The sequence below is a fragment of the Olsenella porci genome, assembly GCF_009695875.1.
GTDB classification, from domain to species: domain Bacteria; phylum Actinomycetota; class Coriobacteriia; order Coriobacteriales; family Atopobiaceae; genus Olsenella_H; species Olsenella_H porci.
The window spans coordinates 330571-350730 of sequence record NZ_VUNC01000002.1; the positions used below are offsets into that span (position 1 = coordinate 330571).

The 20160-nt window shown below is 62.9% G+C and carries 18 protein-coding genes and 1 CRISPR repeat array (1 of these 19 only partly in view); of the genes, 3 read left to right on the forward strand and 15 right to left on the reverse strand.

Annotated features, from left to right (window positions below; translation table 11 throughout):
* Positions 1-971: a CRISPR direct-repeat array (repeat unit 29 nt; unit sequence GGGATCATCCCCGCGTATGCGGGGAGCAC) (it extends 1742 nt beyond the left edge of the window).
* 69 nt (positions 972-1040) lie between these two features.
* The 14 genes from cas2e to FYJ68_RS04155 form a co-directional block, all read right to left on the reverse strand.
* Positions 1041-1400, reverse strand: a complete 360-nt coding sequence (gene cas2e, locus FYJ68_RS04090) for a type I-E CRISPR-associated endoribonuclease Cas2e (RefSeq protein ID WP_154434219.1) — start codon at positions 1398-1400, stop codon at positions 1041-1043.
* A 24-nt stretch (positions 1401-1424) separates the two neighbouring features.
* Positions 1425-2396 carry a type I-E CRISPR-associated endonuclease Cas1e gene (gene cas1e / locus FYJ68_RS04095; protein ID WP_154434221.1) on the reverse strand — a complete coding sequence of 324 codons (972 nt, stop codon included), beginning with the start codon at positions 2394-2396 and terminating at the stop codon, positions 1425-1427.
* Positions 2397-2436: 40 nt separating this feature from the next.
* Positions 2437-3126: a type I-E CRISPR-associated protein Cas6/Cse3/CasE gene (gene cas6e / locus FYJ68_RS04100; RefSeq protein WP_326832218.1), complete on the reverse strand. Its 690-nt coding sequence runs from the start codon at positions 3124-3126 to the stop codon at positions 2437-2439.
* A 16-nt stretch (positions 3127-3142) separates the two neighbouring features.
* Entirely contained in the window at positions 3143-3874 is a 732-nt protein-coding gene (gene cas5e, locus FYJ68_RS04105; RefSeq protein ID WP_154434223.1) for a type I-E CRISPR-associated protein Cas5/CasD, read from the reverse strand.
* Positions 3871-5010, reverse strand: a complete 1140-nt coding sequence (cas7e, locus tag FYJ68_RS04110) for a type I-E CRISPR-associated protein Cas7/Cse4/CasC (protein WP_154434225.1) — start codon at positions 5008-5010, stop codon at positions 3871-3873. The genes cas5e and cas7e overlap by 4 nt, the downstream gene beginning before the upstream one ends.
* A gap of 17 nt (positions 5011-5027) precedes the next feature.
* A complete protein-coding gene (casB, locus tag FYJ68_RS04115; RefSeq protein ID WP_154434227.1) occupies positions 5028-5675 on the reverse strand; it encodes a type I-E CRISPR-associated protein Cse2/CasB in 648 nt (215 codons plus the stop codon).
* A complete protein-coding gene (gene casA, locus FYJ68_RS04120; RefSeq protein ID WP_154434229.1) occupies positions 5675-7435 on the reverse strand; it encodes a type I-E CRISPR-associated protein Cse1/CasA in 1761 nt (586 codons plus the stop codon). The genes casB and casA overlap by 1 nt, the downstream gene beginning before the upstream one ends.
* A 157-nt stretch (positions 7436-7592) precedes the next feature.
* Positions 7593-10688 (reverse strand): CRISPR-associated helicase Cas3', encoded by a 3096-nt coding sequence (gene cas3, locus FYJ68_RS04125; RefSeq protein ID WP_326832219.1) that lies wholly within the window; start codon positions 10686-10688, stop codon positions 7593-7595.
* A gap of 364 nt (positions 10689-11052) precedes the next feature.
* Complete coding sequence (locus FYJ68_RS04130; RefSeq protein WP_154434233.1) at positions 11053-12063, reverse strand: NAD(P)-dependent oxidoreductase; 1011 nt, start codon at positions 12061-12063, stop codon at positions 11053-11055.
* 106 nt (positions 12064-12169) lie between these two features.
* Positions 12170-13030: a dimethylarginine dimethylaminohydrolase family protein gene (locus FYJ68_RS04135; protein ID WP_154434235.1), complete on the reverse strand. Its 861-nt coding sequence runs from the start codon at positions 13028-13030 to the stop codon at positions 12170-12172.
* A gap of 112 nt (positions 13031-13142) precedes the next feature.
* Positions 13143-14678, reverse strand: a complete 1536-nt coding sequence (locus FYJ68_RS04140) for a YfcC family protein (protein WP_154434237.1) — start codon at positions 14676-14678, stop codon at positions 13143-13145.
* A gap of 21 nt (positions 14679-14699) precedes the next feature.
* A complete protein-coding gene (gene argF / locus FYJ68_RS04145) occupies positions 14700-15716 on the reverse strand; it encodes an ornithine carbamoyltransferase (RefSeq protein ID WP_154434239.1) in 1017 nt (338 codons plus the stop codon).
* A gap of 403 nt (positions 15717-16119) precedes the next feature.
* Positions 16120-17349: a helix-turn-helix domain-containing protein gene (locus FYJ68_RS04150; RefSeq protein ID WP_154434241.1), complete on the reverse strand. Its 1230-nt coding sequence runs from the start codon at positions 17347-17349 to the stop codon at positions 16120-16122.
* A gap of 98 nt (positions 17350-17447) precedes the next feature.
* Positions 17448-17690, reverse strand: a complete 243-nt coding sequence (locus tag FYJ68_RS04155; RefSeq protein ID WP_154434243.1) for an FCD domain-containing protein — start codon at positions 17688-17690, stop codon at positions 17448-17450.
* A 17-nt stretch (positions 17691-17707) separates the two neighbouring features.
* Here FYJ68_RS04155 and FYJ68_RS04160 point away from each other — a divergent pair, with 17 nt between their 5' ends.
* The 3 genes from FYJ68_RS04160 (at position 17708) to FYJ68_RS04170 (ending at position 18506) form a co-directional block, all read left to right on the forward strand.
* Entirely contained in the window at positions 17708-18040 is a 333-nt protein-coding gene (locus FYJ68_RS04160) for a hypothetical protein (protein ID WP_229771995.1), read from the forward strand.
* 106 nt (positions 18041-18146) lie between these two features.
* Complete coding sequence (locus FYJ68_RS10105) at positions 18147-18293, forward strand: PIN domain-containing protein (protein ID WP_154434247.1); 147 nt, start codon at positions 18147-18149, stop codon at positions 18291-18293.
* Between the two features lie 18 nt (positions 18294-18311).
* Positions 18312-18506, forward strand: a complete 195-nt coding sequence (locus tag FYJ68_RS04170; RefSeq protein ID WP_154434249.1) for a PIN domain-containing protein — start codon at positions 18312-18314, stop codon at positions 18504-18506.
* A gap of 161 nt (positions 18507-18667) precedes the next feature.
* On the opposite strand, the gene FYJ68_RS04175 is transcribed toward FYJ68_RS04170, so the two are convergent.
* Entirely contained in the window at positions 18668-19984 is a 1317-nt protein-coding gene (locus tag FYJ68_RS04175; RefSeq protein ID WP_154434251.1) for a hypothetical protein, read from the reverse strand.
* Positions 19985-20160 lie beyond the last annotated feature (176 nt).

Genomic DNA, 20160 nt, shown 5'->3' on the forward strand with positions numbered 1-20160 from the left:
TGACATGCGTTAAGGCGCGTTGAAACGGGGATCATCCCCGCGTATGCGGGGAGCACTGCCGCGAGACTCCCAGGTGCTGGGATATGTAGGGATCATCCCCGCGTATGCGGGGAGCACTGAACCTCGTCCACGAACCTGCGGCACCATCCGGGATCATCCCCGCGTATGCGGGGAGCACCGTGCCAGCCCGCGCGCCGCCGATGAGAGTGCGGGATCATCCCCGCGTATGCGGGGAGCACCGGGCTTCGTGAGAATCACGATTCCGCTCTGCGGGATCATCCCCGCGTATGCGGGGAGCACGACGCGGAGACGGCAGCAACTAACCTTGCGCAGGGATCATCCCCGCGTATGCGGGGAGCACCCCACGTGGTTACGCCATTGGCAATGGTCGGAGGGATCATCCCCGCGTATGCGGGGAGCACCCCTTGAGGTCGAGGCACTTGCCCGTCTGGCGGGGATCATCCCCGCGTATGCGGGGAGCACCACGCATTGCAGCACCTGTGAGCAGCACGACAGGGATCATCCCCGCGTATGCGGGGAGCACCTCTACGTCAACCTCGAGATCCAGGGCGAGGAGGGATCATCCCCGCGTATGCGGGGAGCACTCAGCAGCATGGCGTCGCAGGTTGCCGTATGGGGGATCATCCCCGCGTATGCGGGGAGCACTCCCATACCTCACATGTGCCGCCGTTGCGGCTGGGATCATCCCCGCGTATGCGGGGAGCACTCGAGAGCACCCACGCGAGGGCCATGCACAACGGGATCATCCCCGCGTATGCGGGGAGCACGAGGTCGAGGAGGGCTACTACGAGTTCCGTCCGGGATCATCCCCGCGTATGCGGGGAGCACTGGTGGCCCACCTCACGCGCTTTTCGGGCGGGAGGATCATCCCCGCGTATGCGGGGAGCACCATATATACTCGCGCGCGAGGCGGCTGGTATGGGGATCATCCCCGCGTATGCGGGGAGCACACTTAACGACCAGCAGAATCATATCCCATTTCAACGAAAGTCATTCGGTTTTCAAGGTTCGCCTCAAAACTAGTTTCCGAACTTTCTTGCCTGCCGATACTTCGATGCGCGGCTCCACCCCTTGGGAGGAGAGCCGAATATCGTCGCATCCTCGGTACCCCTCGGGCGTCTCACAAGCTCTATCCCCTCGCAGTCGATCGGCTCCCAGTCCGGTTGCCACACCTTGAAGGCAAGGTGCTGCTCGTTTGGATACGAGTACGCCATCGTCGCCCGCCCGGTCTTGATGAGCGCGAGCACGCGGTCCCAGAGGGCCTCCCTCACCCTAGCCGAGACGTCACCTACGAACACCCCGGGGGATATCTCCATCAGCCAGCGCGTCAGGTCGCCGCGCAGCCCAGTAGGGCAGGCGGTGAGCACGATGACCACCATTGCCGGTCACCTCCCCTCTTCCCCTCAGCCCTCTCTATATGACTTACCTGCCGGAACCTCTCCAACCTTCTCGTCCCAGAGCCCGACGTGATCGATGGATGGATCCACGCACTCTGCATCCTCCGTCTCAAGGAGAAGCGACTTGATGTCACCTACCATCCTCGGCATGATCTCGAGGCTGTAGACCGCGTCCCTCATCTTTCTCCTGGTCTCCGCACCAACGTCCACGGGGAACTCCGCCACGGTCTCGAATGCCACCGGGATGGAGATCTCAGCCTTGTACAGGTCGGCAACGTCATACACAAAGGAGCGCTCGTGGCCCGTGTGCACGAACCCGAGACCCGGGGAGCATCCCATCGCAACAATTGCCGCATGCGCGAGGCCGTACATACAGGCATGCGCCGCAGAAAGAGCCTGGTTGATCTCGGTCCCCTCGTCAAAGTCGTCCGGGTTGTACGTCCTCTTGTCCCAGAAGACGCCCGTCTTCTCCGAGCACTCCTTGTAAACCTTGCGGATGCGAGCCCCCTCGCGGCCACGCAGTTGCTGCATGGTGAGGCCGCTCACGTCCTCGCCGGGGAACCTCATCGCATACATCCTGCGCGCCACGGCGAGCCTCGACCTGGTGTTGGAGACAAGCTTGGCCTGTCGCTGCAGCAGCGCGCTTGAGTGGGTGAGCGGACTGCCGAACGCGTACATGCGCACGCCCCTCTCCCCCACCCAGATCACGGAGGCACCGCTCTCGCCTATTACGGTCATGGCATCATGGGTGACCGTCGCCCCAGGTCCGAGCATGAGCACGCTCAGCCTTGCGGACGGGACGTAAATTGTTCCCTCCTCGTCCGTGACCGTGATTGCGTTGTCGGAGCGGTTGACCTTGCAATGCTCAAAGTACAGGAACGATATCCTGTCCTCCACCCGCACCAGCTCCGAAATGTCAGGGGGAGGGGCTCCCCTCCGACTCGATGCGCCCCTAGCAGACCCATTTGAATCGGACATGGTTGCCCCTCTCCTTTGAAGAGACTTCTGTTGTTCTGCCCTAGCGGGTGGGCATGATGGTCAGGAGGCCGCAGCCGAACCCCTTCGCCCTCCCGATTCCGAACCCCAGGGCATGCCTGAAGGCGTCGGCGTCCTCAACCCGCAGAACCCCGTCGTAGACCGCCGTGCAGATCGTTACGTCACTTCCCTCTCGCCTCGAGCGCTCCGTGCGCCGTTGCGAGACGCTGACTTGGACGAATCCATCCTTGTCCACGACCAGGGAGAAGCCGTGGCTTCCCGACCTGTCCTCTAGCCACTTGAGCTGTTGCTCGACGGTGACGTGACCCTGCACCTTTCCGATTACCTTTGGGTTCTTTGACCTCCTGCCAAGGTCAGCCTTCACCTTTCGGGCGGGGTTCGCCTTGAGGCGGAACCGCCAGACCTGCCCGTCACCAACCCGATCGAGGAGAGGACCGTAGTCCTTCGTCTCCCAGCCAGGGTTTGTCGGCCATCCGCACTGCTCGACGATGTGGGAGAAGTCCGGTCTCTCCGGGCTCACGACGTACAGCCATACGCCCTCCTCGCTCCTCGGGGACTGGTCGATGCGCCAGAGGATCCGCCCCTCCTCGCACTCCCTTGTGGCACAAGGAGGAAACGACGCCTCGACGGCTGCGTGCATGCGGTATGGGGAGCTCACGAGCCTGAGCGCGCCACGCCTCTCCACGTTAAGTGGAAGTCGAGAGATATACACTCCGTCCTCCTCTCCGTTAGAAGAATCCCATGGGATCGTGCCCGCCGGGAAGGATGGCTCCGCTTGCCTGCGGGGAGGCGGCTATCGCAGGTTCCGCACCCGGCAGCGAGTCGATGGGCACCCTGAACCTAACGATGCGCCTGCTCGCATACCTGCGGCACGCGTACCCAAAGCTGACGGGGAGATCCGGCTGCTCGAACCCAGCCTCCCCCTCCCCCGCATCGCAGAGGGCCTCCAGCTCGACGCGTCCCGAGCGCTCCCGATACCAGTCCGCCGCAATCCAGGGGTGGCGGCGGAGCGCGTCTCGCACGCCCGAGTAGTCCTCTGACAGCCCGAGGCAGACCGGCTCGTCGGGAGGGCACGAGCGCCTCCCCAGGAACAGGGGCCACACCGGGGCACTGATAGCTCGCTCCAACTCCTCCAGCAGGGCCTCGTCACCACCGAGGGCCACAAGGAACTTTGCATCGGAGAGGTAATAGCGGTACGAGAGGGGCATCGCCTTTCCGCCGTCTGAGGGACGCTCCGTCTGGAAGTCGCACAAGACGCTCCCGGACTGGTCGACGCGGACACCGAACTCGAGGGCTACCAGGTCGCTCAAGTCGTCCTCGCGGGAGCGGCCGAGTGCCGATGCGAGCATGCCAACCACTCCGCTCTTGGTTGGCTCCTGGCGGGTGTCCCTGCGAACGAAGCGGGAGGAGTCGCCCCACGACTGGAGCGGACCCGAGAACCTCAGGAGCAGGACGCTCATGCCTCCTCACCCTCGGAGAGGAGACCGAGAACCGCTTCCTTGACCGCATCGTAGAGCTGGGGACAGTCAACCTGCTGCCCAAACTCCTCGAGCGCCTCGTCACCGCCATCGACGGCGCACCACCATGCCTTTGCGGGACGCTGCCCGTACATGTCCGCCATCCTGTTGAGCTGCTTAGCAAGCAGACCCTCCGCCTGGGACGAGATGGACTCCCCCTCCTTCGGAGCGACGGGGCTCTCGAAGGCACCGACGCCATTGATGGGCTGCTCCTCCCTCAGAGCGACGAGCACTGCGGACGGAAGCGTCCTGTTCGCGAAGGTGTTCTGCTTCCCCGTGGGCATGGACTCCACGAACGCACGGACGAACGCACGTGCACCCTCCGCCGTGGCAGCATCGTCGCCAAGCTGCTCGCGCAGTGACGCCACGTTGACCGTCGCGTAGCGATACAGCGTGGACGAGTTGTAACCCAGCGTGTCCAGCATCGCGGCTCCGGCATTGTCAGACGAGACGCAGTCGTCCACCGCCGTGAAGTAGTCGTACTCCTGCGACACCTTGTTCACCGAGATTGCATGAGCCACCTGGGCGGATGCGTCCGTGTTGAGGTCGGGGGCGTCGGCGAGCATGCGACCGAAGAGGGCGATGTCGAGGGCCTGCTGCCCGTGGAAGGCGGAGGAGACCTTCTTCTTGAGGTCCTTCGACGGCTTCGAGAGGTCTTCCCCAGCTTCATGGGCGTCGATAGCGATGCGAGCGAGCTTGTCTATCTCTCGCCTCCCGATGAAGATGAGGTACTGCGAGACTTGCGAGCCCTTGTCGGAACCTGCGCGCTTCGACTCCCCCACCTTCACGCCCGTGGTGGAAAGGACGCCCATCGCCAGCCTCTCGGCAGAGTCGGAGAGGTCGGGGCGCTGTGCCTTGATGCTCTCCCCAATCAGACCCACCGCGTGCTTAGTCCTGTACCCGAGGTTCTCCGCATCCACGAAGTGGGAGAAGTTCTCCCTCATCGCGTGCTTCCACGCCTGGCTCGACACCCGAGCGCGCTGGTACCCGCCATAGACCGCCGTCTTCGGAGATCCAGTATCGTCCCTGTTGATGTTGCTGGGCGGGACAACCTGCAAAACGTTGATGTCAAGATACATGATTACCTCCACTCTCGTTACTGGCGGACGCTTGCGGCCCCATCCTCCGAGGTCGCTGACTTGACGGGTGCGTAGTAGTCCCTCGCCCAGTTGAGGAAGACCCCCTCGCGAGCAGACTCGAACTGCAGGAGGAACAGGTCCCGGGCGAGCGCACCGTAGTCGAGCTGGACGTCCTTCGCCCTCATCTGCCTCACGAGCGCACGCACGCAGGTCTCCACGCCACGGAAGTCCCCCGACGCGGCTTCGACGCTCGCCAGGCGCCTCCTGACCCCCGGAGCCCCATCCTCATTTTGATTGCCAAGCGTGATGAGGCGGCATGCCCTGCCAAAGCGCCCCGAGTGCTCCCCTCCCGTTTTAGGGAAGACCGCCATCGGATGGTCCTTGGACTGCTGGTGAATCGAATAGAGCTTGAGGGAGGCCCTAATGCTGAGAAGGGCCTTGTCCTCCACCGACCTCCCCATCCCAAGGTCGGGGAGGTCGGAGAACACCTCCTCACCGACGACCATCCAAGATCCCCCGCCGGGGGCGTCCAACTTCCTCAGGCGGGCCATCGTTGCCCTCGCGGGTGCCAACCCCTGGAGATAGGCGCTCTGGAGCCTCCCGACCTTAGCGTTGACGCACCGGCCAACCTCTCTGGAGGCAACGCTGATGCTTTGCATCCCCATCACATCCCCTCACTCAAAGTCGCTGACCCAACCGTCTTGGAGGAGTCCTTCTCCTTGTACAGGGGGCTCAGGGCCTTGTTAAGGGACGCCCTGAAGATCGCGTCTGCCTTGCCCACGGTCATCCCCCTGTCCGACTTCTTGTCCTCGGGCTTCTCGTAGCGCTCGGCGAAGAGGGACGGCGCGCATTCGCGGAGGTATTCACCCTCGAGCGCGAGCAGCGTACTTCGGATCTCCGCACGCCATTCGATGCAGTACTCGTCGATGACGGTGTCGCCGTCGCCCGGGAAGTGCGCAATCCTGTCCCTGCAGAGGTGGTCGATCTCACCGAAGGCCTGCGCCCGAACGTAGGACGACTTGACCCTAGCCCTGTCCTTCGCGCTCTTGTCTCCCGAGGCCCTCTGAACGTTTCGAACGAACCTGACGAGCAGCTCCACTGCCTCGTCGGCCTGCGCTATCACCTTCAAGGAACCCGAGCACGCTCGCGAATCATGGCACAGGAGGGCACTGCTGACGTCCAGGATGTCATCGACCCCGTCCTCGAACACGCTCGACTGCGTTCCGTAGCTCATCCCCTGGGCGTGGATGGCAACGTAGGGGAGGGTCTCCCTCGGCAGGATTTCCTCCTCCTGAAGAAGCTCCGCCCAACGCACCACGCCCGGGCGACAATCCTCGCTCCCCTCCTCCTTGGAAACGACTGCGGAGAGGCCACGCCAAATTGCACGCTCGGAATCGTGAGCCCTCGGCATTAGAGGGGCGGAGGGAAGGCCAAGCTTCTTCTGCTGGGCCTCGCTCTTCCTCCAGGCGGTCATCGGTTCGGCATCGGCGCCATTGACGATTGAGGGGATGTCCCCGTAGCAGCTGACCACCCCAACCACGCGCTGCCCGGTCTCGTCAAAGACGAGCCTCATCCTTCTGCTCTGCCACGTATACGCACTCACGGGGTCATTGGGATTGCCAGTTGTCGCGGGAACGAGGTCCGGCGTAGTCTCGTCCGCCTCCCACGAGGGAATGCCTGCGGCATTCCCACAGATGAGGTGACCGTTCTTCCGCTTCTCGTCGAAGAGTACCCAGTTGAGCATCAGGGTCTGGAAGAGGTTCTCCCCTTCCAGGAAAACCCCTCCCTCGGCACCCAACAGCCCCGTTCCGACCGAACCCTTGGGCGCATACACCTTCCCGCTCTTGACGTGGCTGTTACCCACCACCGGTGTCTTGATTCCAGCAGGAGCGTAACTCTGCTGGAAAATGAGCCAGCGGACTCCCTCTGCAAGCGAGAGGCTAGAAATCGTCCCTCTCGCCCTCATCGAGAAAAGGAACTTCTCCGGCTTCGGGACGTCCGCCACCAGCTCGTCAACACCGTCCGGTTCCTTCCCCACATACTCAAGATCAGGAACCTGGTAGAAGGGGTGCGAGGGATCGTCCAGGTAGAAGCGATCACTGAAGTAATCCAGGTACCTCCTGATGTCATCCATGTCGAACTTGCCCGCAATCCAGAGACTGTGCCAGAGATCGAGAACATCCTTCTTGCCCAGCACGCCCCCATCCGCGGCCGAAGGCGAGTTCGCTCGATACAGAATCGCCAGCAGCAGCCGCACTATGGGGAGCTCCTGCATCGGGACATCACCCTGGATTCTTCGAATGCTGGCAGCCCTGTCGAAAACATCGACCATCGAGAGCTCGCCCCTGCTCCCATCTAGGTAGATGACTGGTATCCATGGGTCAGTTGCGATGCTGAACGCCACCCTCGCGTCCGTCTCGTCCATTCTTCCTCCCTCCCGATTAACGTTCGACGTAACCAACCCCCGCAAATGCGGGGAACACACGAACCCGTTGACCACCTATGGGTCACCCCCCGGAATCAATTCCTCAGAACCAGGAACGGGGGAATACCAACCTCCTTTCTCTTGGTTTGATTCTATTTCAATTAGGTTGTGAAAGGGTTGGTATTCTACGAACGGTCGATAGCCCATCGCGACGGGTGTATCGAAGCTCATTTCCAAGAACGGTCGCCTCGAACGACCCATCATCCATCTCCCTCATGGGAAGAAGGAGCCTCCCAGCAAGCCACGGGGAGTCCTGCCAGGCGTAAACGTATCTCCCGCACTTCTCCTCGAGTTCCCCGATGCACTTGTCCTCGAGGGAGACAGGACATACCGAGAGGGGAAGCCTGACGGCGCACTGGGCAATGAGTCGCGCCAATGCCGGGCGAGGCTCCTCGTACGTTGGGATCTCCTCCCCAGCTTCTACCCCCGAATACGACACCCAGGGCAGGAGCGAGATTCCCCCTCCGTCGCACTCCCTCACGAGAAGGACCTCGATAGACTCCTGCGTGTCTCGAACGGCACGCTGGCCACGATCCTCGTCCCCTCTCACCTGGTTGTGGGAAGCAAGGGATGACAGACGAGACTGATCGCGAACGAGCTCCTTAACGTCAGAGAGGAGGTATGTCTTCGCCCTATTCGTCTTTTCCACCTCCTTGGACTCCCTCGCCGCACAGCCCTTCTGGTACTCCTCACGCCAACGCTCGGGGATATATGCCGAGATATTGCGAGAGTAGGCGGTCCTCACGAGGCGGGGGATATCGTTGGGAAGGGAGACTTCCATCCTCGAACCGGCATCGACGAGTCCGAGAACTGCGAGCGATTCCAGAGTCGAAGCTTTCTGGTATACAAACGTGATGCTCTTGGAGACGCTGGGGACGCCATCCTCCCACTCCTCGATGCCACGAATGAAGCACTCTGCCGAGCGGAGCTTCTCGGGACGGCTCGACTCCCCCTCCCCCCTTTGGTGCCTGTGCATCCTTCCCAACCTCTGCAACAGCAGGTCAATGGGGGCGACATCGGTCACCAGCACGTCGAAATCGATGTCGAGCGACTGTTCGAGCACCTGCGTGCCGACGACGATGGACAGCACGGGTCGTCTGCCGTTCTCCCGAGTCGCATCTCGCCCAAGCCGAGACCTCAGCTCCTTTTCGTTCTCCATCCTGTCCAGGTCCATGAACCTGGAGTGGTCGAGCGAGACGACGTCCCTCCCGAACGAGTTTGAAAGCGCCTTCGCAACCTCCTGCGCCCTCGAGACCGTATCGCAGATGACCCCAGCGCAACCGCCTCCGGAGAGCCTCTCGGAGAGAAGCGACGCCAGCGTGTCCAGTTCGTCGTCGATGAGCGAGAGCGCAACGTCCACGCAACGACCGGACGCCTCGGTCTCAAGCGTCTTCGACGCTGTGCCATCGGTATAGGTGATCAGGGGATAGGCATCCAATCTCGCCTCGGGAATGAGCGACGCAACACCTTGCTGCGTCGGAGGCGGAGCGCCAGTGGACTTCTTCCTAGACCCAGACAGGTACGCCGGGACGAACCTTCTTTTCGACGAATCGGAAGCGTTTGGGTTTGTAAGGCTCTCCGACGCCTTCCAACCGCACAGGTACCAGTCGGTCATCTGCCTGCGAAGGTCACTCGGGAGCGTCGCGGAGAGGAGAATGACGGGCGTATGCCAGTAGCCGAGCCACTGGAGGACCCTGAAGAGGTACTGACGCATGTAGAGGTCGTAGGCATGGCACTCGTCGATGATCACGACCTTGCCCGCGACGGAAAGCTGCCTGAGTGGCAGGTGTCTCATGTCAAGCGCCGCCATCAGGACCTGGTCAACGGTGCAGACCACGAAGTTCGAGAGCATACCTTTCTTGCGGCCGAACATCCAGTCTGACGCGACGACGTGCTCTTGCATGGAGAGGCCAGTGGCCTTCCCCAACCGCTCGGCAGACGCCACGGAATTGAAGCCATCCTCCCCGCTCGCATGGACGATGCCTTGGAACTTCTCGTTGAGCTGAGCCTTTCCGTGAGCGAGGTAGATGCTCTTCTCGGGGATCCCTGGGTCTTGCGGAAGACGCTCGAGCCAGTACTCGACCCTCGCGAACATCGCATCCGTCGTCGCCATGGTGGGAAGCGCAATGCAGACGCCCGCTGCGCCGGTACGGACGGCAAGGACCTCCGCGGCAGCAAGGGCACCCTCCGTCTTCCCCTCTCCCATCGGAGCTTCGATGATAATCAGGCCGGGCTCCTTCGTCTCCAACGCGATATGCATTGCAGCACTCTGAATTGGACGGGGAGATGCGCCGGCCGGAAGCGAGAAGCGCTTGGAGAAGAACTCGTCGAATGGCTTCACCTTCGGCATCGGCTCCCTCCAGGCGGGGGTGAGGGAGACGCGATGCCAGCCGGTGGACTCGCGGTCATCAAAGTCGATGCGCCTCTCCCCCGCATCCATGAGCTGGACGAGGGGATAGAAGTCCTCGTCGCTCGCAATCCAGTCGCACATGGTGACGAGGCCCGTAACCAGGCACGCCGTCGCCGCAGGAAGCGGGACGGAGGATAGCTTCTGCAGATCCGAGTCGGTTAGCCCCGAGATTGCGAGACAGAAACGAATCAGCTCCTCTTGAACCTTGGGCCAGTCGTCCACGCAATCGTCCGCGCTACCGATTGCAACCATATTGCTGGGGTCCATGTCAAAGCCGACGATACCCTGGAAGTTCCCGTGGTGGGCACCAACGACATCGGCATAGGAGAGAGCAACGCTCCTCTCCCATCCATAGTCTTGGAGTGCCTTGGTGAGGAGGTACTCCCCCGCGACGGGGTGCGTCGGCTTGCTTCTGCTCCCAAGATCATGCCGCACGGGCAGACCTGCGTGCTCCACCATCCAGACAAGACCCCCGCCGCTGGCGCCGAAGTGAGGACGAATGCCCTTCGCCTGGAAGATGGGGGTCGCCTTGCCGATATCATGGGCGCTTCCAAGGAAGATGCAGACGCGTCTCGCAAGACCCTGGTCCCCATCCAGGGGCCGAGAAATTGCCTTCCTCAGGCACTCGGAAAGCCACTCGTCCCAGAGGTGCGAGATGACAGAGGCAGAGTCGGCCATGTGGACGTAGAGCGGAAGCCACCTCTCACCAATCCCGTAGTCAGACTTCCCCCAAATCGATCGGGCCTGTTTTGAGAGGCCCTTGACTTTCTCTACTGGCGACACCTTGCCCACCCCTTTGGGACGAGAGACTGCGACGAAGCGCTTAATACTCCCGTTCAGGGTCGCTCATACCCCGGACAAAAATGGTCCCTGCTCGACGCCCGGCAGAAACCATTCTCCCATTGGTGTTGTTTTGTGTCTCAAGTACCTAGATGTCATCAGCTGGAAGCTGCCCGCTCGAGCTTCCAGAAAGAGATGGCATTGCAAGGGAGGTGAAGGGTGACCGTTCGCCAGCGGAAAGACACCCGAAGGGCTAACGTTGACCAAACCCTTCCCACACAAGAGCAAGCCCGGAGGCAAGGTCGAACCCCTTGCCCCCGGGCACCTCTCGTGCGATTGGTTGTCGAGTCGCAAACTACGCCAGCTCTCACGCCCCCATGCCGACGGGAACGTCGTTTACAAGCTTGAACAGCTGGTCCCTCTCGCCATTGATAAAGTGGACGATGTTCTGGCACGGAATCACCTGCACGTCGCGCATCGACGCGGTGGAGTAAAACGCCGAGTGAGGGGTGATGATGACGTTGTCCCTCCCAACCAGCGGGTGATTCGCCAGGTCCGGCGTCTCGTCGTAGAGGACGTCGGCGCCAAATGCCCGGATGGTGCCGTCGTCGAGTGCCTTGACGAGTGCTCCCTCGTCCACCGCAAGCCCCCTTCCGAGGTTGATGAGGATGGGTGACCTCCGCATCTTCGAGAACGCTTCGGCGTTGAAGAAGAACCGGTTGCTGTCCGTCAGGCACATGTGGCTCACGATGATGTCGGCACTCGCGAACAGCTCGTCCCGGTCGGTCACGCGCTCCACGCCCAGGCGCTCGAACTCCTCGTCCGCGACGTAGGGGTCGTATGCGATGACCCTCTTCACCAGGCCGGACGCCTTCCTCGCGGTGCACTTCCCGATCTTGCCAAAGCCGACGATTCCCAGCGTCTGGTCCTGCATCCTGGGATACTCAGGGGCAGCGGCAAAGTCCCACACGTGCTCGTCCTCGATCTGCCTCGTGTAGAACCTGAGGTGCTTGTTGAGTGCGAACATGTAGGCGATGGCGCTCTCCGAGACGTCCCAGGTGCAGTACTCCCCCACCGGGCACACCCCCACCCCGTGTCGGGTCGCCGCCTCCAGGTCAACGTTGTCGTAGCCAGTCGCGTTGATCGCGACGACCTTGAGGTTTGGCGCGTGCGCAAACGCCTCCTCGTCCATCGGGACAAACGCCGTAAGAAGGGCATCGGCATCGGAGAGAAGCTCCAGGAACTCCCCCCTCTCGCTGTCATCATATGGGTGGACGACAACCTTAAGGTCATCTCCCAAACCCATCCTCAGTGTCTCGACCTCGAGGGAGTGGTCGGGCATCATGCTCTCCGGATAGTCGCAGATGAGTACCTTCATGGTGCTATTGCTCCCCTCTTGCAGAAGAGGGGCGGCGGCCCAGCAGAGTGCCGTCGCCCCAGATAGCCACTTTCGCGTTTCGTTGCAGTTCCCGCGTCGCGCCTTCTTACGGGCGCTCGATGGGCTGCGTCAGGCAGTGCGGGCCACCGCCGGCGTGCAGGATCTGGTCAAAGGGCACGTCGATGACCTCGAGACCCAGGGCACGCATCTTGTCGTTGATGTGCTTGTTCTTCTCGATGGCGACTACCTTGCCGTCACCGATGCACTCCACGTTGCAGCCGTGCTTGTACATGTCCTCGGAGGCGACGGGGATGATCTCGAAGTTGCGGCGCTTGAGCATCTGGATGAAGTTGTACGGGAGCTCGTCCAGACAGGCGAGCGCGACCTGCGGGGCGACGATGTTGAAGACCATGTCCAGGTGCAGGTTGTAGGGCGGGCAGGGGACGCCCACGACGGTGTAGCCGTACTTCTGGAGCTGGTCCCTGAGGTTTGCGACGCCCGCCTCGTCCGTGCGGTCGACCATGCCAAACGCGAGCGTGTGCTCGTCGACCATCCAGAAGTCGCCGCCCTCAAAACAGCCGGCGTTGCAACGCGCGATGATGGGGACGCCCATCTCCTTGAGCTTCTGCTCGTACGCCACGGCCTCCACCTGGCGGACGGGATGGCGGAAGTGGCCCATGATGGCACCCTCGCGGACCATCGCGCCATAGTCGCGGGCAAAGGTCATGACCTGGAACTCGGGCTTTGCCTCGACCTCAACGACCTCGATCCCGTTGTCGCGGTACGCCTGGACGAGCGCCTCCCACTCGCGGACCATGACGTCGTTCTTCTCGGTGTCGCCCTTGCGCATCCACTCCGAGGTGATCACGTTGATGCCGTTGAAGGTGTAGTACTTGGGCGAGCAGACCATGACCTTCTTGAGGACGTTCGTCGCGTTGCTGACGTAGACCTTCTCATCGGTAGACATAGGTGGCACATCCCTTCGGTTGGTGTTCTCTTGCCGCACGGGGCCGTCCCCATGCGATTGGGTGGATTTTTGCTAGTTGACTTGCGTATGAGTTCTTTACTAATCCCGCTGGTTACCCCACGAAGACCCCGACGACCAGGAAGACGCAGCAGGTCACGAAGAAGATCCCGAGGATGGGGAGGATCCTCCTGACCCAGTCCGCATAGCTCATGTGGGCGGCGGACGTGCAGGTCATCACGACGACGGAGGCCGGGGTCACCATCTTCGCCATGCCGAGCGCCATGCACATGATGGTCACCATGAGGCTGGGGTTGACGCCAGCGAACCTTGCGAGCGACGCCATGATCGCCATCGTCGCCGCGGCCATGCCCGTAGAGCTGGGGATAAAGCAGGCGAGCACGAAGTAGAAGGCGAGGGAGACGATCACGAAGACCACGGGCGGCAGGGCGGCGAGGGTCGTCTCCCCCAGGTGGAGGATCGTTGGCGTGATGCCACCCGCATCCATGACCACCTGGATGCCGCGCGCCATGGGGACCACGAACGCGGTGGGAACAAGGCCTGCCGCACCCTTCATGACGATGTCGACGATTCGGTCGATGTCATATCCCATCACGAAGCCGATGGCGATGGTGGCGACGAGGACGAGCATGCTGAGCTCGTTGAAGTACCAGCTGCCAAACGGCGTGATGTCCTGCCCCAGCACCATCCCGAGGACGGGAACGCCCGCGAGGAATCCGAGGAAGTCAGAGAAGAACGTCCAGCTCTCGCTGATCGAGGTCCAGGGGATGAACGCAAGAACCATGATGGCGAACACCGCGATGAACAGGCCGAGCGAGACCTTCTGGCAGTGGTCAAGCTCCCCCGCGCCCTGGGCATCCCCGCCGAACTCGCGGATGTCCTCGTCCCTCCGGAAGTACTGGACGGAGAGCTCGGGGTTGCGCTGTACCCTATCCGCATAGCGGCAGATGATGAGGCTTGCCAGCGCAACCAGGGTGACGAGCAGCAGCGCCCTGAGCAAAAGCCCATCTCCGCTGGAGATTCCCGCAATGCCCGAGGCCACGCCCACGGAGAAGGGGTTCACCGTGGATGCCAGGCAGCCGACCTGCGTGCCGATGACCACGATCATGATGGCGACCACCGTGTCGAGCCCCAGCGAGAGGATGGCGGGGACGAACATCATGAAGTAGACGATGCCCTCCTCGTAGGCACCTTCGACCGTCCCAAAGAACGCCATGACCGCAACCAGGATGGTGATGAGGAGATGGGCGTTGGAGGCGTTCTTGGCGGTTATCCCCTTGAGGGCGACGCTGATCGCCCCCGTGTTGTCCATCATCTCGAGGAAGCTGCCAAAGAACATGATCGTGAGCGAGATGGAGATTGCCGCGCTCGTGGTCTCTGACCCCACCATGCCGATGATCGGCGCCAGAAAGACGTCCCAGATGCCCTGGGGGTTCGCCTCTACCACATGGTAGGTTCCCGCAATCGCCTGGCCGGCGTCGTCCAGGTCGTAGGCGCCACCGGGAACGAACCAGGTGAGAACCGCGATGGCGCAGATCACCACGAAGAGAATCACATAGGTGTTGGGGCTCTTTCGCCTCTGTCCCGACTTTGAGACGGAGCCCGCATCCTTGGTTGCCTCAGAAGCCATGTGAACCTCCTTCCGATGAGGCTAGACGTACGGAACGTAGAGGTCGCCCAACGTCGCCGCCATGACCGCCTTGATGGTGTGCATGCGGTTCTCCGCCTGCTGGAACTGGCGCGCGTGGGAGGAGAAGAACACGTCGTCCGTGACTTCCATGGCCTCGATGCCAAACTCCTCCTTGATCTTGGCGGCGTAGTCTGTCTCGGCGTTGTGGAACGCAGGCAGGCAGTGCAGGAAGATCCAGTCCTTGTTCTTGATGTTGCTCACGAGCTCGGCGTTGACCTGATACGGGCTCATCTGGCGCACGCGCTCGGCGAACTTGGACTCCTCGCCCATCGCAGCCCAGACGTTGGTGTACACGGCGTCTGCGTCGCGGACCGCGTCGATGGGGTCGTTGGTAACCCGGATCGTCGCGCCACTCTCCGCCGCAAGGCCCTGGGCGAGGGAGACGATCTGCGGGTCGGGCTCCAGCTCCTTGGGCGTGGCATTGACGTAGTTGACGCCAAGAATTGCCGAAGTGATCATCAGCGAGTTCTGGACGTTGTTTCTCCCCTGTCCGCAATAGGCGAGCGTGATGCCGTCCAGCGTCCCAAAGTTCTCCTTGATGGTCATGAAGTCGGCGAGCATCTGGGTGGGATGCTCCCGGTCGGTCAGGCCGTTCCATACGGGCACGCCGGAGTAGGTGGCGAGGAGCTCGACGTGCTCCTGCTTAAAGCCACGGAACTCGATGCCGTCGAACATGCTGCCCAGCACCTTCGCGGTGTCCAGGACCGTCTCCTTGTTGCCCAGCTGGATGTCGTTCTTCCCCAGGTACTCGGGGTGGGCACCAAGGTCGATTGCTGCCGTGGTGAAGGCGGCGCGCGTTCGCGTGGACGTCTTCTCAAAGAGGAGGGCGATGTTCTTGCCCTCGAGGTAGTGGTGGGGAACGTTACGCCTCTTCAGGTCCTTGAGGTGCTCCGCAAAGCCGATGAGCCACATGAGCTCGTCCTTTGAGAAGTCCCTGGTGGAGAGCAGGTGCCTCCCCTGAAATACCGAATCCGTCATCAAAAGCCCCTCTCAATCTGTACTTGCAAGGCTTGTCCCGACGGACGTCACCAGCCCTGGTGACCCCTCCAGACGGACAGGTTTGGGAGAGGTGCGCGCCGCCCCATCCCTGACGATTCGAAGTCTACGGGGGCGACGGGAGGATTCACATGGCTGGACTGCCAAGCCGAGGGAGGGGCGTTTGTCAAAAAGTGAAAACCAACTCGCAGCCACGCCAGTCACGGAGAGGATACTTGACAGGAAAGCGGTGCGCTTTTAAGCGGAGAGGGGCGTAGTCCAACAGTGCGACCAACGCCCATGGCGATGGGAGCCCCTCACCCAGCGCCAGCCCCATCGCAGGGACGGCGGCGGCAACTGTCACGCCAACCCGCCAGGGGGGAGATGCCAGTCCGACTGGGCTGACCTAGCGCTCGGACTCGCCCAGCAAGCCGATGCCCGCCGCCTGCCCATCGTGCCCCTGGACGCCAAGGGACATCAAGCTCGCGATGACGAGGAGGCGCCTGTCCGTCAGTTCCTCATCGCCTACCAGGGATTTGATCTTCCTCAGGCGGTAGCGGATGGTGTTGGGGTGCTGGAACATTGCCTGAGCCGTAGCGCTGACCTCTCCCCCGCACCCCACGAAGGACCTGACGGTCTCCACGAGCTCCGTCCCGTTCCTCTCGTCGTAGGCCTCGACTCGCGCCCACATCATGGCGGCGGCACGCGAGAGGAGCGCGTCATCGCGGGCTGCGGCGGACAGCGCCGCCTCGCCCAGGTCCTCCCAGCCAAGCCACCTCTCCCGCTTTCCCGCGGCGACCTCGCATGCGTCCATGGCCTCGCGGAGGCAGAGGTCTCCCCGGGCGGCGTCTAGGCACTCCCCCGCCCCGCAGTACGCCTGGCCACCCGAGACGAACACGTCCCGCACCGCCGCAAGCGCCGCACGCTCCGACTCCGCCTCGACGGGGTCGATGCCGGGCACGCCAGCCTGCGACACGGACACGGCGCAGACGAGTCTCCTCTCGCATCTCACCACGTTGGCGCTCGTGACTTGGGGGAGCGACGCCACGACCCCGTCGAGGGACCGTTGGAGGGACGAGATGGTCGCCAGGAGCGAGAGCGAGTCTCCCCCGCGCGGCTCCGCGACAACAAACCAGACGCGGGGACCCACCGCGCCAAAGACCGAGAGCACCTGCGAGCAGGTCTCCTCGTCGCTTCTCGGATGGAGGAACCCCCGTATCTGCTGGGTCTTGTCGAGAACCTCGCTGTCACGGCGGATGAGGTCGAGTGCCTGGTAGGCGACCTCCTCGTGATAGGCGCCATCGTAGGCGAACACGGGGACCCCCTCGCGGGAGCTCTCCTCGCGGACGGCGTCAGTGATGATCGGGTCGTACACGGTCTTGATGGCGACGCCCGCAACGTGGCGGTCTATCAGCGTAATGAGCGACCTCTCCGAGAGACGCTCGTTCCCGCTTGCGAAGCCCAGGTTGGTGAGGATGAGCTCGCCGGGGAAGTAGTTTGAGTAGCCATTGAGGTCTGGCGGGCAGTCGAGTATCCCCACGTTGCGGACCGAGCGGCGACCCGCCCCCTCGCACGGCGCGACGATGCGCACGTCCTTGAAGGCGGGAAGCGCCAGCACGTCCGCAATCGTCACCATGTGGGCCTCCTCGCATCAAGTGCGTACACGAGGAGATAGTCTACGCGCCTGGGTCGCATCGCGCCCCGTCGGCTTTGCCGCCTTCTCGGCAGACGGTCCTACCAGGTAGTGAACTTCGCGTTGCTTGGGTTCCAGTGAACGTCACGGATGAAGTCGCTCAACTCATCCGCGCTCCCCTCTTCAAAGAGCTCCACGATCTTCCTGTGTTCGTCATTGGCCTTGCCGACGAGCTTTTGCGCCTCTTCCCTGCTCACCTGCGCGTAGTCGTGTCGTATGAAGTGACGGTTGAGCTGGGAAAAGAGCTGGTGCAGCCGCTCGTTTCCGCACCTGCCAACAAACAAGAGCCCCGACCCCGCACGTGCGCGCGAAGGTCGGAACCATGGATGTGAGAGAAGCCGTGAAAGCTGCCGCGCACTACGTGGCAGAGCTCGAGGGCCCCACTGGGGGCGAGCGTGAGGACGCTCCCGACGAGCAGATTCTGCGTGACATCCGATTCGCCGTGGAAGGCACCCGCTACGACGAGCAGAACAAGCGTTGGAGCATCGACGTCGGGTTTGCCCGTCCCTGGGACCAGGCGACGTCCTCCCCTCTTGCTGGCCTCGCTGGCTCGATGAAGGACAACCGCGCCTTCAAGACCGTGACCATCGATGACGCAACGGGCAAGGTCCTCGACTATGGCGCGAGCAGGTAGGAGAATGCCCACGCGCGTTCTCCACGGTGCGGACATACTGGTGATCCTGACATACGGCGCCGTAGACCGCAGCTCCTTGGGCTCAAGACGCAGGGTGCGCGAATACATGCCCAAAGACTTTGACTTAGTCACCGATTTGGTTGGACGCTTCAAGCAAGCCATCGTCACTCCCAACGTGGTAACAGAGTGTTCCGACCTCTTCCACGATGCGGACGATGGACGCGAGAAGGCATGGCTCAAGGCGTTCCCGTAGTCAGACGAGGTGGTTCGCGTGGAGGAGTACGTCCCCAGCCGGAAAGCAGCGGACCTCGCCCAGTACGAATACCTTGGGGTTGCGGACTGTTCGCTACTATCGCTGGTGGACGACAATACTGCACTTCTCACGACAGACGCCAAGCTCTACTACGAGGCAGCCCGGATTAACCCACACTGCATGAACTTCAATCACTACAGGAATTTCAACTAGCGGGACAAGACATCTTCATTGCTCCGCACGAGCGAGAATAACTCTCGGCTCCCTCAAGCTCATGTCGCTAACCCATTCAGGGTCGAATACAGACGACGCTTCGCTCCTGCCCAGCGACGCCACCGCCCAAGGCCGAGCTCCGGGCCACCCCCTCCCCCACCCTACTCCCGCGTGGAAATCGCCCTGACCTGCCCGTCACCCACGAGAAGCGTGTCGGCCTGATTGAAGGCAAAGTCGAGGTCATCGAGCTGGCCCTCGTAGGCGTCCGCGGCACGCGCGACCTCGTTCGCGCGGAGTAGCCGTTCACGGGCTGCCGCCTTCCTGCCCGCAAGGTCATCCTCGGCCGCCCTCGCCATGCGCCGCGGGCTCAGCCTCCCCGCCTGCCTGCCAACCTCGTGGAGCGCCCCGTCCACGGGGTTGCGGGCCTCGTACCCGTCGTCCTCCACCTCCGCGGGAATCAGCGGCCACCCGCCGATCCCGGAGATGCACCCAAGAAGCTCCTCCTCAACGGGCCCTATCACCGCTTCGTACTCGTCGTCGAGGCGCCTCGCCATCCTGCGGGCGCCCTCGATCCTCTCCCCCGAGTAGTCGGACTCTATTCCCATCGAGACGCGCTCCGCCATCCCCATGAGCCCGTACGCGCAGGCGGCGCGGGCCTCCAGGGACGCGAGCTCGTCGATCCTCCCGCGAATCGCTCCCTCGTCCGTCACCCTCCTGTCACCGGCAAGCTCCTCGCCCAGGCCGCGGATGGCAGAGAGATGATAGTTCCAGGCCTCGTTCGCGTCGTGACGGGCACGGTCGGCCATCAGGAGGGCACGCGAGCGCCTCTCGGGCGTGGCGAGAAACTCCCGCTGCCTCTCGCCGAGCATGCGCAGGTCGTCGAACGCCGTCTTGAGCGCCGCGTCGCGCTCGAGCCCCATCTCCCTCAGGACCTCCCCCACGCCCTCCTGCAGGGCCGTGAGCTGCCCGCTGATCTGGTTCATGTACGCCATGCCCACGGCGACGGCGCCCGCCTGCAAAACGAGGTTCGCCGCCCCCACCGGGGTGAGCCCCGCCTGCTTGATTCCTGCCATCGCGTTGAACCTGCCGTCCTCTCCAAAGCTCGAGAGCAGGTTCCAGCCGTCGCCCCCGCGCACGCAGAGGTCAGCCCAACCGACCCCCTCCGGAAACTTGACCACGGCCATGCCATGCTCCTGGACGGCCTGTCCCACGTTGGCGGCGAGAGGCACGAGGCCATCGAGGGCCGCGGCGGCAACCCCCGGGGTGGGGATGGTGACGGAGCGGCAGTGTCCGCCCTCGATGCGCGCGAGCTCGTCGGGACCCGCCCACGACACCACAACCTCGCCCGGATCGCTCGCGGCCGCGAGGTCCGTCCCATCGTCTCGCCCATCGACGGGAGAAGCGGGCTCGCTCCCCTCCCCATCGTCGTGGCGCCCGTCGTCATGGCTCCTGCTTCTCCACCAGCTCGCGATCGACATGGCACACCCCTCGGGTCAGACGTCAGTGGGGCCATTATCCCACCCGCTCTGGTTGCGACGCACGGCTACGGACTGATTCGACGCCTCTCGTGCGAGCGGTTACACGAGGGAGAGAAGTGCCCCCGACCCTCTCCACGCATCTCCCGCCGGCATTCGGGGCACCACGGCCGAAAGGA

Excerpts from the sequence above, each read along its gene's own strand:
- FYJ68_RS04175 (WP_154434251.1), bottom strand. The coding sequence starts at position 19,984 with ATGTCGATCGCGAGCTGGTGGAGAAGCAGGAGCCATGACGACGGGCGC.
- FYJ68_RS04150 (WP_154434241.1), bottom strand. The coding sequence starts at position 17,349 with ATGGTGACGATTGCGGACGTGCTGGCGCTTCCCGCCTTCAAGGACGTG.
- cas5e (WP_154434223.1), bottom strand. The coding sequence starts at position 3,874 with ATGAGCGTCCTGCTCCTGAGGTTCTCGGGTCCGCTCCAGTCGTGGGGC.
- casA (WP_154434229.1), bottom strand. The coding sequence starts at position 7,435 with ATGGACGAGACGGACGCGAGGGTGGCGTTCAGCATCGCAACTGACCCA.
- casB (WP_154434227.1), bottom strand. The coding sequence starts at position 5,675 with ATGGGGATGCAAAGCATCAGCGTTGCCTCCAGAGAGGTTGGCCGGTGC.
- FYJ68_RS04135 (WP_154434235.1), bottom strand. The coding sequence starts at position 13,030 with ATGTCTACCGATGAGAAGGTCTACGTCAGCAACGCGACGAACGTCCTC.
- cas1e (WP_154434221.1), bottom strand. The coding sequence starts at position 2,396 with ATGTCCGATTCAAATGGGTCTGCTAGGGGCGCATCGAGTCGGAGGGGA.
- FYJ68_RS10105 (WP_154434247.1), top strand. The coding sequence starts at position 18,147 with ATGCCCAAAGACTTTGACTTAGTCACCGATTTGGTTGGACGCTTCAAG.
- FYJ68_RS04140 (WP_154434237.1), bottom strand. The coding sequence starts at position 14,678 with ATGGCTTCTGAGGCAACCAAGGATGCGGGCTCCGTCTCAAAGTCGGGA.
- FYJ68_RS04130 (WP_154434233.1), bottom strand. The coding sequence starts at position 12,063 with ATGAAGGTACTCATCTGCGACTATCCGGAGAGCATGATGCCCGACCAC.
- cas7e (WP_154434225.1), bottom strand. The coding sequence starts at position 5,010 with ATGTATCTTGACATCAACGTTTTGCAGGTTGTCCCGCCCAGCAACATC.
- argF (WP_154434239.1), bottom strand. The coding sequence starts at position 15,716 with ATGACGGATTCGGTATTTCAGGGGAGGCACCTGCTCTCCACCAGGGAC.
- cas2e (WP_154434219.1), bottom strand. The coding sequence starts at position 1,400 with ATGGTGGTCATCGTGCTCACCGCCTGCCCTACTGGGCTGCGCGGCGAC.